The 12,862-nt window shown below is 68.4% G+C and carries 17 protein-coding genes; 7 read left to right on the top strand and 10 right to left on the bottom strand.

Annotation, left to right across the window (positions count from 1 at the left end; translation table 11 throughout):
* The first annotated feature begins 23 nt into the window (after positions 1–23).
* The 3 genes from FB547_RS27360 to FB547_RS27350 are packed head-to-tail and all read left to right on the top strand — an operon-like array spanning position 24 to position 2,548.
* Positions 24–1,016: a Bug family tripartite tricarboxylate transporter substrate binding protein gene (locus FB547_RS27360; RefSeq protein ID WP_145746782.1), complete on the top strand. Its 993-nt coding sequence runs from the start codon at positions 24–26 to the stop codon at positions 1,014–1,016.
* A 10-nt stretch (positions 1,017–1,026) separates the two neighbouring features.
* Positions 1,027–2,010, top strand: coding sequence for a Bug family tripartite tricarboxylate transporter substrate binding protein (locus tag FB547_RS27355; RefSeq protein WP_145746781.1), 984 nt, complete (start codon positions 1,027–1,029; stop codon positions 2,008–2,010).
* A 4-nt stretch (positions 2,011–2,014) separates the two neighbouring features.
* Positions 2,015–2,548: a GAF domain-containing protein gene (locus FB547_RS27350; protein WP_145746780.1), complete on the top strand. Its 534-nt coding sequence runs from the start codon at positions 2,015–2,017 to the stop codon at positions 2,546–2,548.
* Here the strand turns inward: FB547_RS27350 and FB547_RS27345 are convergent.
* The gene (locus tag FB547_RS27345; protein WP_261380412.1) at positions 2,439–3,464 is read right to left on the bottom strand and encodes a LysR family transcriptional regulator; all 1,026 of its coding nucleotides are present in this window, start codon (positions 3,462–3,464) and stop codon (positions 2,439–2,441) included. The two genes, FB547_RS27350 and FB547_RS27345, sit on opposite strands and share 110 nt — an antisense overlap.
* A gap of 157 nt (positions 3,465–3,621) precedes the next feature.
* On the opposite strand from FB547_RS27345, the gene FB547_RS27340 reads away from it, so the two are divergent.
* Entirely contained in the window at positions 3,622–4,638 is a 1,017-nt protein-coding gene (locus FB547_RS27340) for an alpha/beta fold hydrolase (protein ID WP_145746779.1), read from the top strand.
* Between the two features lie 30 nt (positions 4,639–4,668).
* Here the strand turns inward: FB547_RS27340 and FB547_RS27335 are convergent, their stop codons facing one another.
* Positions 4,669–5,445: an AraC family transcriptional regulator gene (locus tag FB547_RS27335; protein ID WP_186454259.1), complete on the bottom strand. Its 777-nt coding sequence runs from the start codon at positions 5,443–5,445 to the stop codon at positions 4,669–4,671.
* Positions 5,446–5,528: 83 nt separating this feature from the next.
* Between FB547_RS27335 and FB547_RS27330 the strand changes: the two genes are divergently transcribed.
* The gene (locus FB547_RS27330; RefSeq protein WP_145746777.1) at positions 5,529–6,074 is read left to right on the top strand and encodes a peroxiredoxin-like family protein; all 546 of its coding nucleotides are present in this window, start codon (positions 5,529–5,531) and stop codon (positions 6,072–6,074) included.
* Here the strand turns inward: FB547_RS27330 and FB547_RS27325 are convergent, their stop codons facing one another.
* From FB547_RS27325 to FB547_RS27305, 5 genes are all read right to left on the bottom strand, one after another.
* On the bottom strand, positions 6,075–6,527 hold the full coding sequence (locus FB547_RS27325; protein WP_145746776.1) for a DUF1772 domain-containing protein: 453 nt from the start codon (positions 6,525–6,527) through the stop codon (positions 6,075–6,077). It abuts the gene before it with no gap.
* Positions 6,524–6,715 (bottom strand): hypothetical protein, encoded by a 192-nt coding sequence (locus FB547_RS27320; RefSeq protein WP_145746775.1) that lies wholly within the window; start codon positions 6,713–6,715, stop codon positions 6,524–6,526. Before FB547_RS27320 ends, FB547_RS27325 begins: the two co-directional genes overlap by 4 nt.
* A complete protein-coding gene (locus tag FB547_RS27315; protein WP_145746774.1) occupies positions 6,712–7,041 on the bottom strand; it encodes an Hsp20/alpha crystallin family protein in 330 nt (109 codons plus the stop codon). Before FB547_RS27315 ends, FB547_RS27320 begins: the two co-directional genes overlap by 4 nt.
* Positions 7,042–7,258: 217 nt before the next feature.
* Positions 7,259–7,816, bottom strand: coding sequence for a type 1 glutamine amidotransferase domain-containing protein (locus FB547_RS27310; protein ID WP_145746773.1), 558 nt, complete (start codon positions 7,814–7,816; stop codon positions 7,259–7,261).
* 297 nt (positions 7,817–8,113) lie between these two features.
* The gene (locus FB547_RS27305) at positions 8,114–8,533 is read right to left on the bottom strand and encodes a CBS domain-containing protein (RefSeq protein ID WP_145746772.1); all 420 of its coding nucleotides are present in this window, start codon (positions 8,531–8,533) and stop codon (positions 8,114–8,116) included.
* A gap of 248 nt (positions 8,534–8,781) precedes the next feature.
* On the opposite strand from FB547_RS27305, the gene FB547_RS27300 reads away from it, so the two are divergent.
* A complete protein-coding gene (locus FB547_RS27300) occupies positions 8,782–9,288 on the top strand; it encodes a transcription elongation factor (protein WP_145746771.1) in 507 nt (168 codons plus the stop codon).
* A 14-nt stretch (positions 9,289–9,302) separates the two neighbouring features.
* Positions 9,303–10,670, top strand: coding sequence for an NAD-dependent succinate-semialdehyde dehydrogenase (locus FB547_RS27295; protein WP_145746770.1), 1,368 nt, complete (start codon positions 9,303–9,305; stop codon positions 10,668–10,670).
* Positions 10,671–10,689: 19 nt separating this feature from the next.
* Here the strand turns inward: FB547_RS27295 and FB547_RS27290 are convergent, their stop codons facing one another.
* The 3 genes from FB547_RS27290 to hmpA form a co-directional block, all read right to left on the bottom strand.
* A complete protein-coding gene (locus tag FB547_RS27290; RefSeq protein ID WP_145746769.1) occupies positions 10,690–11,061 on the bottom strand; it encodes a response regulator in 372 nt (123 codons plus the stop codon).
* Positions 11,062–11,220: 159 nt separating this feature from the next.
* Entirely contained in the window at positions 11,221–11,502 is a 282-nt protein-coding gene (locus FB547_RS27285; RefSeq protein WP_145746768.1) for a hypothetical protein, read from the bottom strand.
* A 75-nt stretch (positions 11,503–11,577) separates the two neighbouring features.
* Positions 11,578–12,762: an NO-inducible flavohemoprotein gene (gene hmpA, locus FB547_RS27280; RefSeq protein WP_145746767.1), complete on the bottom strand. Its 1,185-nt coding sequence runs from the start codon at positions 12,760–12,762 to the stop codon at positions 11,578–11,580.
* Positions 12,763–12,862 lie beyond the last annotated feature (100 nt).

Here is a 12,862-nt window from a genome sequence, read left to right as displayed (position 1 = left end):
ACACGCCAAGAGAGAGGCACGCCATGGCCCACATCACCCGTCGCTCGTTCGTTTCCATGCTGGCAATGGCCGGCCCAGCGCTCCTGTCCGTGCCGATGTCCGTCCAGGCCCAATCGCCCTGGCCCGCGCGGCCAGTCAAGCTCGTCGTGCCGCAGGGGGCGGGGTCGGGCTCCGACGTGATCGCGCGCCTGCTCAGCGACCGGCTCGCCCAGCAACTGGGCCAGGCCGTGGTGGTGGAGAACAATCCGGCGGCCAACGGCCTGGTGGCTCTCGGGGCCGTGGCCAAGGCGCCCGCCGACGGCTACACGCTGGTGCTCGCGGGCGTGTCGCAGATCGCCTTCAACCCGGCCTTGTACAAGAGCCTGCCCTACGACCCGCTGAAGGACTTCACCTTTCTTGCGCCGGTTGCCGACACCCCCTTCGCGCTGGTGACCAGCAACAGGAGCGGCATCAAGACCTTCGCCCAGTTCCTCGAACAGGCGAAAGCGAAGAACGGCGAACTGACCTTCGGCAGTGCCGGCATCGGCAACTCCACGCACATCGCGATGGAGCTGGTCGAGGCGACCGCGGGGGTCAAGCTGACGCACGTGCCCTACAAGGGTTCGGCCGCGGCGCTCACGGCCGTGCTGGCGGGCGAGGTCGACGCCATGGTGAGCGTGGTCGGCCCGGCCCTGCCGCAGGTGCAGTCGGGCAAGGTGCAGGCGGTGGCGGTGCTCGGCGCCAGCCGCGTGCCGCAGTGGCCCCAGGTGCCGACGGTGAAGGAAGCGGGGCTCAATGTGCCGCCGATGCCCGGCTGGTACGCCATCGCCGGCCCGGCGCGCCTGGACCCGAAGATCGTCGCCGCCTTCAACGCCGCGCTGAACAAAGTGATGGCGGACCCCGCAGTCAAGGCCCGGCTGGCCGAACTGTCGCTGCTGGCCATGAGCGGCGGCGAAGCCGAGATCCGCCGCCGCGCGATCGACGACCAGGCCTTCTGGGGCGCCTTCATCACCAGGAACAACATCCGCGTGGAATAGGGAGCGCCTCGTGAAAAGACGCACCGCCCTCCTCTGCACCGCGGCATTGCTCAGCGGTGCCGGCGCCCTGGCCAGCGCGCAGGACACTTACCCGCACCGTCCTGTCACGCTGATCGTGCCCTTCTCCGCAGGCGGCTCCACCGACTTGGTGGCGCGCCAGCTCGCGCAGGAGATGACCGCGCGGACCGGACAGCCCTTCGTGGTCGACAACAAGCCCGGCGCCGGCAGCACCATCGGTGCCGACTTCGTCGCCAAGGCGCCGGCGGACGGCTACACGCTGCTGCTGGGCACGATCAGTTCGCATGCGACGGCGGTGGGCCTGTCTCCGAAGCTGCCGTACGACCCGCTGAAGGACTTCGCGCCCATCACCGAGATCACCGCCATTCCCAACGTGATCGTCGCCAGCCCGCAAAATCCCCGGCTGGTCAACGTGCGCTCGCTCGCGGACCTGGTTGCGGCGGCGAAGAAGCCGCCCGCACTGACCTATGCGTCGAGCGGCTCGGGCAGTTCCAATCACCTGGCAACCGAGTCGTTCAAGTCGGCCGCGGGCATTGCGCTGAACCACATTCCGTACAAGGGCTCGGGCCCCGCACTCACCGACGTCAGCGCCGGCCACGTGGACCTGATGCTCGATGTGGTGCTGACCTCGCTGCCGCACATCAAGGCCGGCCGCCTCAGGGCGCTGGGCATCACGAGCCTGCGGCGCTCGCCGCTGTTGCCCAATGTACCGACCGTCGCGGAGCAAGGCTATCCCGGCTTCGAGGTGCTCGGCTGGTATGGCCTGTTCGCGCCGGCCGGCACGCCGCCGGCCGTGCTCGAGCGGCTGAGCCGGGACTTCACTGCCGTGCTGCGCAGCGACAGGATGCGCGCGACACTGGAGTCGCAGGGGGGAGCGGCCATCGCGAGCACGCCGGCCGAATTCGGCGCGCTGATTCGCACCGAGATTGCGCGATGGAAGAAGGTCGTCGAGCAATCCGGCGCCAAGCCCGATTGAATCCATGATCGATCCCCTCATGCAGGCGAGCGAGCGCGCCGGACATGCACTGGGCATGGAGGCCTTGCCCGCCGTGCTGGCGGCGCAGCGCGCGGACGATGCGGCGCTGGCGCTGTTCCAGGCCATGGATGCTGGCCTGGCTCGCTCGCCGGGCCACCTTCTGCTCACAGTGCTCGTCTACCACCGCGAGTTCGGCGAATCGCAACGTGCGTACAGCAGCCGGCCGCTGGAATATCCCGTCGGCGGCCGCAAGACCCTGGGCCAGGCGCCGCGCATGCGCCATGTGTTGGCCTCGGGCGAGCCGTTCATCGGCCGCAGCCGCCAGGACATCGTCGACAACTACGCCGACCACGCCACGCTGCTGGCCATGGGCTGCGAAAGCATCGTCAACATGCCGGTGCACTGGGGCACCGAGGTGCTGGGCACCGTCAATCTGCTGCACGCGCAGGGCCGCTACGCCGAGGCCGACTTGCCGCGGATCGCCGGCTGGGCTCAGCTGTCGGCGCCGGCTTTCCTGGCGACGCTTCAGCGTCGCTGAACAGCCGCACGCCCTTCCAGCGCTTGCTTGCGATCTCCTCCTCGATCACCCGCAGAAGCAGTTCGCGCACGCATTGCACGGCGGGGCTGCGTGCTGCCGAGACCGACAGGCTCAGCGACAGCTCGCGCAGCAGCGGCCGCCCCTTGATGGGCACGCCGCGCACGCGGCCATGCTGCTGCGCCAGCGCAAAGGCTGCGGTCGGCAGCACCGTGGCGCCGAGCCCGCGCTCGACGGCAAGGATCAGGATTTCCACCGCGCTGGTTTCGGCCACCAGGCGGAACTTCAGCTGGCGATCGCGCAGCAGCCGCTCGGTGGCCACGCGCACCGAGTTCGGGTGCGTGGGCAGCAGCAGCGGTAGCTTGGCGAAGGCCTCAATGCCGAAGGCGCGCGGTGCGGTTTGCGACGAGGCCACCACCACGAACAGTTCTTCCTCGAGGATCGGCTCGATGCGCAGGCGCGAATCGGCCCGCGCATCCATCGTGACCGCCAGCGCCAGTCGGTCGGCAGCCACCTGCCCCGTCAGGTCCCCGCTGGAGGCCTCCACCAGTTCCAGTTCGATCAGCGGATAGCGCTCCTGCAGCCGCGCCAGCAGCGGCGCGGCCAGGATGCGCGAGGTGCTGGTCGGGAACCCGATCGCCACCCGGCCGGATGGCGATTCGCTCTCCTGCCGGATGGCCGAGCGGGTGTCTTCGAACTGCCGCAGGATCGTCTTGGCATGGCGGTAGAGCAGTTCGCCGGTGGCCGTGGCCCGCGTGCCGTGCACGCTGCGCTCCAGCAAGGTGACGCCGAGCTCCGACTCCAGATTGGCCATGTGCTGGCTCAAGGAAGGCTGGGCGATGAAAAGCGCCTCCGCCGCGGTCGTGATGTTCTTGAGCTCGACGACCTTGACGAAATAGCGCAGCTGCCGGATGTCCATGTGAAGAGTATTGCGTGCAATGGGCCAGGAAGGCATTGTCGTCTTGGGCTGTCCGCGGCTGTCCTCCCGAGGCTGCGCGCATGGCGCGGTCGCCGTGCGCCATCTGGAAGGCAGAAGACAGTTTGCGCGCGAGCATCTTCGTGCCATAAAGCTGGACGTGAGAACTTCAAGACACAGCACCCTGCGCGCCGGCCTTGCCGCGGTTGCGGCACTCGCCGTGCTGGCGGGGCTGGCCGGCGTTGCCTACGAGCAGATCGGCCGCTACCGCGCGGCACGGGACTTCCCTACGCCCGGCAGGATGGTCGACATCGGCGGGCGCGGCATCCAGCTGGATTGCCGCGGCACCGGCTCTCCCACCGTGGTGTTCGAAGCGGGCCTGAGCGTCGATGGATCGTTGAGCTGGTCGGCCGTGCAGCCGAAGGTCGCCGCGCACACGCGCGCATGCGCCTACAGCCGCGCGGGGCTGATGTGGAGCGATCCTTCAAACACACCGCCGGGCGCAACACAGGCGGTGCACGACCTGCATGCCGTGCTGGCCAGGGCGGGCGAACGCGGCCCCTACGTGCTGGTCGGCCACTCGCTGGGCGGGCTCTATGCCCTGGGCTTCACGCATCGGTTCGGCACCGAGGTCGCGGGGCTGGTGCTGGTCGATCCGTCGCATCCGGAGCAGGTCGAGCGCGTGGCGCATTTCATGACCGAATCGCGCTCGATGCGCTCGCGCATCGGCATCGCGCTGGCACCGTTCGGCGTGCTGCGCGCGGCCGCGCCAATGCTGCTGCCAGAGAGCCCGCACCGCAGCGCACAGGACATGCAGGCGGTCCGCGCCTTCGCGCCCAAGTCGCTGCGCACGCTGCTCGCGGAGGGCGACGCGGTCGACGCCTCGCTTGCCGAAGCCATGGACTTCCAGCACCTGGGCGATCGACCGCTGGTGGTGCTGACCGCGATGGCCCCGCTCACCGCCACGGAACTGCGCGAAATGAAGGTCACGCCCGAGCAGGGCCGACAGGTCCAGGCCATCTGGCGGCACATGCATGAGGAAATGGCGGCCTGGTCCTCGCGCGGCAGGCAGCTGCTGGTGGCGAGCGCCGGGCACAACATCCAGCTCGACGAGCCGCAGGTGGTGGTGGACGCCGTGCTGTCGGTGATCGACGCAGTGCACGCGGAGCGCCGCTGAGGGCATCGCGGCAGCAGGCGTGCGTTTGCCTCACAGCTTCGGCTGGCCGGCCCGCGCCGGTTTCAGGGCCGCGGGTGCGTGGCCGTAAGCTCTTGAAAAGGCTCTGGAGAATGCCTCGGCGCTGCTGAACCCGGTGCGGCGGGCCGCGAGCTTGACCGGATCGCCGGCCATCAGGTAGCGGCGCGCCAGCGTCAGGCGCCACGCGCCGAGGTACGCCATGGGCGTGGTGCCGACGATCGTGCGGAAGGTCGACATGAAGGTGCTCCTGGACATGGCCGACCGGCTCGCCAGGTCGTCGACGGTCCATGGCCGCGACGGCATGTCGTGGATCGACACCACCGCCCGGTGCAGCGAAGGATGCGCGAGCGCGGCGAACAGGCCCGGCTTCTGCGTGCCCGCATCGATCGCGCTCCTGAGCGCCATCAGCACCAGCACTTCGGCGAGCCGGTTCAGCGCCGCGCTGCGGCCGCAGCGGCTCCCGGCCGCTTCCGCCACGAAGGCCGCAGCGGTGGCCTGCAGCGACGGCGAGCCGTCCAGGGGCACGGAGACCTCCTCGGGCATCGCACTCATCAACGGATTGGCTTCATTGTCGAAGTCGACGCTGGCCGCGATGCGCGCATCGGACGGCAGTTCGGAAAAGCCGCCAGGCCGGAAGACCACCCGGCCCGCGGTGCCGTCTTCCGGGCCCGCCAGCAGCAAAGCCGGCACGCCGGGCTCGCCCGGCGCCAACACCGCCACGCGGAGCTTGAACACTTCGACGAAGGCGGCGAGCCGGTCCATCTTGGGTGGATTCGGACTTTGGATCATGAAAGTCGGACGTTTCATGGCGCCGAGCATGAGATCTTTGGGCCTTGTTTGCAACCCCTCCCTTTTTTCCAAGGAGCACCCCCATGCTGATTCCGCGCCAACAAGCCCCGGACCTGAGTGTCGACACTCTCGGCGCAGGCCGGTTCCGGCTGATCGACGAGAAGCCCGAGCGCATGACGCTGGTGTGCTTCTACCGCGGGCTGCACTGCCCGATCTGCGCTGGCTACCTGAAGGAGCTCGAGCGGCTGACGCCGGCCTTCGCCGAGCGCGGCGTGGGCACCATCGCGATCAGTTCCGACGGTGAGGAACGCGCCCGCGCGATGGCCGACAAGATCGGCGCGGCGAAGCTGCGCATCGGTTATGGTCTGTCGCTCGCGGACGCCAGGAAGTGGGGGCTGTACATTTCGGCGAGCCGGGGCAAGACCTCCATCGGCATCGACGAGCCGGCGCTGTTCTCAGAGCCCGGCCTGTTTCTGGTCAGGCCCGACAACACGGTCTATTACCTCTCGGTGCAATCGATGCCCTTCGTGCGCCCCAACTTCGCCGAGATGGTGCAGGCGCTGGACTTTGTCATCAAGAACGACTACCCGGCGCGCGGCGAGCAGCTGCTGGCGCAGCCGCCGGGCTGATCACGCCCGCCGCCAGCACAACGCCGACGCGGTCACCAGGCAGAGCGCGAGGAACACGATCCCCGCGTTCACCGCATGCGAGTACTCCCACTGGCGCCGGAGGGTTTCCCAGTTCGCCGGGACGATGGTCCAGTTCTGCGTCGCCTGGTTGCCCGGCAAGGTCCACGTCACGAAGATCGCGAACATCGCCGCGATGCAGGCCGCGGCACCGAGCGCGAGCCGGAACGGCAGGGGCTGCGAGCGGACGACGACCGCGAGGACGATGTTTACCACCAGCGCCGCCACCCACAGCGACCCGAGCACGGCCCAGCCGCGGTAGATGCCCTGCACCAGAAAATACTCTGATGGGCCGAGGCCGATCTTGCTCGGGAGCGCCGCCAGGTGCGCGCCTGAAGGAATCAACGCGAGCGCGCCGATCGCAATGGCCAAGAACTGAACGATCCTCGTGCTCATGACACGAAGGGGCGGACCTTCTCCAGGAAGACCTGGTGCCTCGCGTCGAGCTCTTCGATGTCTTTTCCCAGCTCGGCCTTGTCGTAGGGCTCGCCGGCGGCGATGGCCGTCATCCAGCGGTCGAACTTGTCACGCTCCGCGCGCCAGGCGTCGTATGCGGCCCGGAGCTCGTCCCATTGAATGGTCATGCCGCGGCCTGCTCGATCTTCAGCACGCGGCTGGAGCTGCCCTGCTGCTTGGGCAGCGTGAGGCGCAGCACGCCATCCTCCAGCTTGGCGACGGCGGTCTTGTCGTCCACCTCGCTGCCGAGCGTGAAGCCGCGCGAGGCGCTGCCGTGCTTTTCTTCCAGTTCCTTTTTGATGTCGGCCGCGGTCGAGATGTAGTTGCCGTCGATCGAGACGCGGATGTCGGACGGCACGTCGACATCGTCGAGCATCTGCAGCGGCCGCGCCCAGCGGCGCATCATTTCAGGGAACAGGTTGTCTATTCGTTCCAAGCGGGTCTGGGCATTCATGAGGATGGTCTCCCGTCAAGGGTGGTGGCGAAACACGTCGCCTCCGCGCGGGAACGGCGACGCTCCAACCGGTATGTTCGGCCGTTGGCAAGCGAACTCAGCTGCGACGACACGGCAGAGGGAATCTCCAGACGGCAGGGCCGCGCCGAGCCCCGCCGGGCGTCCGCTGCATTGAGCGCGGGCGCGGACAGCGGGCGGGTTCGACCTCGCGCCGTGCTCAGGCGTGCGCCCGCGCATCTGCAAACAGCCGGACCATCTCGCGGTCGAAGGCCGGCAGGTCCTGGGGCTTGCGGCTGGTGATCAGGTTGCCGTCGACCACGACCTCGCGGTCCACCCACTTGGCGCCGGCATTCGTGAGGTCAGTGCGCAGCGAGGGCCACGAGGTCATCGTGCGGCCGCGCACCGCGTCGGCCTCGATCAGCGTCCACGGTCCGTGGCAGATCGCGGCCACGGGCTTGCCGGCCTTGAAGAAGTCCCGCACAAAGGCGATGGCTTCCTCGTTGGTGCGCAGCGCATCGGGGTTCATGACGCCGCCGGGCAGCACGAGCGCATCGAACTCGTGCGCGGCCGCCTGCGGCAGCGGTATGTCGACGTTGAACTCATCGGCCGGCCTGTGATGCTTCCAGCCGCGCACGGTGCTGTCCTTCGGCGAGACGATCCTGGTCGCGGCGCCGGCCGCCTCGAGCGCCTTGCGCGGCTCCGTCATCTCGGCTTGCTCGAAGCCGTCGGCCACCAGAATGGCAACCTTGGCGCCATCGAGTTGGGTCTTGCTCATGGGGAATCCTTTCGGCGGTGTTTTCGAGAGGGAAGGCAGCGGCCGGTCGCTGCGCTTCAAATAAGGGGGACGTGGTGCGCCTTTCATGCCATGCGCCTTGCCCACGAGCTTCGCTCATTGGCCTGTGCGCCGGCCTGTCCTGCTTCGTTCTCGTCGTGCTCGCTCGATTCCACTTGAGCACCGTCGGAGCCCGGAGGGGCGCACCACATCCGATGCCAGACTGCGCCACCGCATCGCCGACTTCTGTCAGAGGGATGCGGAAGCGCTGTAGGAAATCGCCAACGGTGGCGCCGGTGCTCAGGCGGGCTCCGAGATCTCGCACAGCGCTTCGGCCGCGGGTTCGGACTCGGCTTCCCTGACCGCAAGGTCGCCCAGCGCCACGATGCCCACCAGGCGCTTGTCGCGGCTGACGACCGGCAGCCGACGGATCTGGTACTCGCCCATGATCGCGACGGCGCGTTCGACCGGTTCGTCCTCGTAGGCCCAGCGGATGCCGTCGGACATCACGTCGCGCACCTTGGTGTCGGCGCTGCGGCCTTCGGCCACCGCGCGCACGGCAATGTCGCGGTCCGAGATCGAGCCGATCATCCGGTCGTTCGCGCCGACCGGCATCATGCCGAAGTCGCCGTCGCGCATCTGCCGCGCGGCCTCTGCGATGGTCGCATCGGGACTGATGACTTGCACGTCCCGGCTCATCACATCCTTGATCGTGTGCATGAGAAATCTCCTCTTCGGTTGAAAGGCCACGCAGCAGGTCCAGCCGAGGCGGCCGGCGCCCGGGCCTCGTGGACACTTTGCGAAAGATTGCCGCCTCCCATCTGTAGGACTCGGCGCCCCGCGCGCGTGATCGCCTGCATCGTCGAAGGCCTACATCGACGAGGTTGCGGCGCCCTACACCCACTGCACGCCACCGGCCTAGAGTGAAATTTAACTACGGGAGATATTTCAACTACGGGAGATCCGCCATGCCCGAGAAGAAAACCATCGAACGCGCCGAGCGCGACAAACGCGAAGGCAAGGCGCCGACCACGCAGGCCGGCGAATTCGTGCGCGAGGAAATCGAGCACATCCGCGAAGGCCGGCACGGAGCGCGTTCGCCCGAGCAGGCCATTGCGATCGGCTTGTCCAAAGCGCGCCGCGCCGGCGTCGACCTGCCAGTGCCCAAGAAGGGCACGGTCTCAGAGAAGACGCGGCGCAGCGCACAGCATGCGCTGGAGGCCGGCGACAAGCCGGATGCCAAGGTCTCGCGCAAGCGCTCGCGCGCGACCATCGGCGCCCTGCAGCACGAAAGCCAGGCTGCGGCGTCCAGGCCGGCGCTGGCCCGGCATGCCAAGGCGGCGTCCAAGGAGCGCACCGCGGCAGAGCGCTCGGCAGCGGCGCGCAAGGCGGCGCGCACCAAGGGTTCCGCCGAGCGTTCGCATGCCGCCCGCAAGGCCGCGCGGACGCGGGCCGCGCACAGGGCCGGCAAGTGAGGGCAGGCAGCGAGATGGCCATCGAATCCATCAACCCCGCGACCGGCGAGAAGCTCGAGGCCCATGCGGAAATGCCGCGTGCCGCCGTCGACGACATCATCGGCAAGACGCACGAGGCATTCCTGGCCTGGCGCGGCACCTCGTTCGAGCAGCGCGCACAGCACCTGCGCGCGGCGGCAAAGATCCTGTGCGCGAAGTCCGACAGCTGGGGCCGGCTGATGGCGCGCGAAATGGGAAAACCGCTGCGCGACGGCATTGCCGAGGCGCAGAAGTGCGCGGCATGCTGCGAATTCTTCGCCGACAACGCAGCACGGCTGCTGGCACGCGAGCCGGTCGAGACCGAAGCGCGCACGAGTTTCGTCACCTTCAATCCGCTGGGCGTGGTTTTGGCCGTGATGCCCTGGAACTTTCCGTTCTGGCAGGTGTTCCGCTTCGCCGCGCCCGCGCTGATGGCCGGCAACGCGGCGGTGCTCAAGCATGCGTCGAACGTGCCGGGCTGCGCGCTCGCGATCGAGCAGATCCTGCGCGAGGCCGGCATGCCCGACCACCTGTTCCGAACGCTGCTGATCGGCAATGCGCAGGTCGATGCGGCCATCGCGCATCCGCTGGTGCGCGCGGTCACGTTGACCGGCAGCGGCCCGGCCGGGAGCGCAGTGGCGCGCAAGGCCGGCGAGATGCTGAAGAAGACCGTGCTCGAACTCGGCGGCAGCGATCCCTACCTGGTGCTGGAGGACTCCGACCTCGACCTGGCCGCCAGCGTGTGCACAAGGGGCCGGCTGGTCAACGGCGGCCAGAGCTGCATTGCCGCCAAGCGCTTCATCGTCGTCGAGCCGGTGCGGCGCGAATTCGAGCAGCGCTTCGTGCAGAAGATGAAGGCGGTGCGGCAAGGCGATCCGCTGGACATGGCGACGGAAATCGGCCCGCTGGCCCGGCACGACCTGCGCGACGCCCTGCACCGGCAGGTCGAGCAGAGCGTGCAGCGCGGCGCGCGCTGCCTGCTCGGCGGCCGGATTCCCGAGGGCCCGGGCGCTTACTACCCACCCACCGTGCTGACCGACGTCGCCAAGGGCATGGCCGCGTACGACGAAGAGTTGTTCGGCCCCGTGGCCGCAGTCATTCCGGTGCGCGACGAGGCGCAGGCCATTGCGGTCGCCAACGACTCCTCGTTCGGTCTGGGCGCCGCCGTCCTCACGCGCGACCTGGCCCGCGGCGAGCGCATCGCGGCCGAGTCGATCGAGGCGGGATGCGTGTTCGTCAACGACGCCGTCCGCTCCGATCCGCGGTTGCCCTTCGGCGGCGTGAAGGACAGCGGCTACGGCCGCGAGCTGTCGGGCTACGGCATCAAGGAGTTCGTGAACATCAAGACGGTGTGGGTGGCATAGCCCGATCGCGCCTGGAAGCTCACCTGCCTTGATAACCCAGGCAGCGCTCGAAAAAGGCGTCGAGTTCGGTGGACTTGTCGAAGACCGCATCGGCGCCGAGCGCCAGGCAGCGGCGGCGCATCTCGGGGCTCGGGTAGTTCGTCAGGACGATCAGGTGCTTGTCCCTGGAGCGGCCCTGGCAGGCGCGGATGACCGTCAGTCCCGAGCCCTCCTTCAGGAAGAGATCGACGATGGCCAGTTGCCAGGAAGCGTGCAGCGCCAGCGCATCGATGGCCGCTTGCGCCGTCTCGGCGGTGGCCACGACGCGAACGCCGGCCAGCTCCTCCAATGCCGGAATCAGGTTGTCCCGGATCGTCCGGCTGTCCTCGACAAGGATTGCAGTGAGCGGCATGCATGCGCTTTCGGCGTCTGGAGGCGCTTGGGCAACGGGACGCAACCACCAATCGATTCTTTTTACGGCCGGTGTTTCTTCATCCTTGTAGGCAGGCTGCTCGACTTGGAGACGGTGCCCAGGCAGCACGCGGCGCAAGGCGCAGGGGCTTCTTTCTTCTCACGAGGCCTTCCTGTGGCTTTCGGCCTCCAGCGCTTCGGCGACCCGCTCCAGCAGATCGACCGACTTCGACAGCTTCTTCTCGATCTGGTCGGTCTGCTCGATCGCGCGGCCGAGGTCGTCGGTGCGCGCGTCCTCGGAGACGCCCTTGTCCAGCACCACATGAACGACAGCGAGTTCGTCCGCGGCTTCCTCCACTGTTTTCTTCACCTGCTTGCTTTCGTCCAGCGCGCGTTCGACGGCGCGGGTGCTGCTGCTCTCGGGCGCGTTCAGTTCGGGCATTTGCGATCTCCTCGTGAGTGCACTTTCATCCTATACCCGCGAAGCCGAAGCGTCGACAAAGCGGGGTAACCCGCCTCATGCTTCCAGCGCCTCCAGCGGCCCGAAGAATTCGTAGCGCAGCTGCTGCTTGGGCACGCCCAGCGCAAGGCCGCTCGCATACACCGCCTTCATGAAAGGCTTCGGGCCGAGGAAGTAGAGATCGACGTCGCGGTCGGCCGGCAGCTGCTGCGCGAGCAGCTCGCGCGTGACGAAGCCGGTCGCATGCGGCCGGTCGGATTCGCGCGGCACGTCGTAGACATAGAGCGGCTTCACGTTGGCATGCCGGGCTGCCAGCGCATCGACGCGCGCGCGGAACGCATGGGCGCCGCCATGCCGCGCGGCGTGGATGAAGTGCACCGGCCGGCCGGTGTGCGCCACCGACTCGAGCATGCTCATGGCCGGCGTGATGCCCACGCCGCCCGTCACCAGCACCAGCGGCCGCACGCGCTCGCCCGCGGGCTGCAGCACGAAGTCGCCGCAAGGCGCCTGCACCTGCAGCAGGGTGCCGACGCCGGCCTTCTCGTGCAGCCAGTTCGATGCGCGGCCGCCCTCTTCCTGCTTGACGCTGATGCGGTAGAAGGGCTTGCCCGGCGCATCGGACAGCGAGTAGTTGCGCCGCAGCGGCTCGCCGTCGATGTTCAGCACCAGCGTGAGGTACTGGCCCGGCGAGAAAGCGAGCAGCGGGCCGCCGTCGGTCGGCTCCAGGTAGAAGGAGGTGATGACCTCGCTCTCCTGCTCGCGGCGCGCCACGCGGAACTCGCGCTCGCCGCGCCAGCCGCCGGTCTGTGCGGCGTTGGCGCGGTAGACCTCTTCCTCGGCGGCGATCAGCAGCGCCGCGAGCGATTGGTAGGCCTCGCCCCAGGCCGCGATGATCTCGTCGGTCGCGGCCTCGCCGAGCACGTCCTTGATGGCCTGCAGCAGGCAGCCGCCGACGATCGGGTAGTGCTCGGGCAGCACGCCCAGCGCGGCGTGCTTCTGGATGATGCGCGGCAGCGCGCCGGCGATCTCGTCGAGCCGGTCGATGTGCGTGGCATAGGCCAGCACCGCGCCCGCGAGTGCGCGCGCCTGGCTGCCCGCGGCCTGGTGCGCCTCGTTGAAGAAGGCCTTCACCTCCGGATGGCTCTCGAACATGATCCGGTAGAAGTGGCTGGTGATGGCCTCCCCGTGCGCCTGGAGCGCGGGAACGGTGGCTTTGACGATGGCGATGGTTTGCGGGGTCATCTGTGGCTTTCGGGGTCGGCAGTTGGGATGCTCTTCCCTCTCACGATCCATGCCAGCCGGCGGCCTCTCGCAAGTGCCCGCCACCATTGGGGATTTGCGA

It is taken from the genome of Variovorax beijingensis, from assembly GCF_007828835.1.
Classification (GTDB): Bacteria; Pseudomonadota; Gammaproteobacteria; order Burkholderiales; family Burkholderiaceae_C; genus Variovorax; species Variovorax beijingensis_A.
The sequence above is the reverse complement of the archived record's forward strand: the minus strand, read 5'-3'. Positions and strand labels throughout refer to the sequence as shown.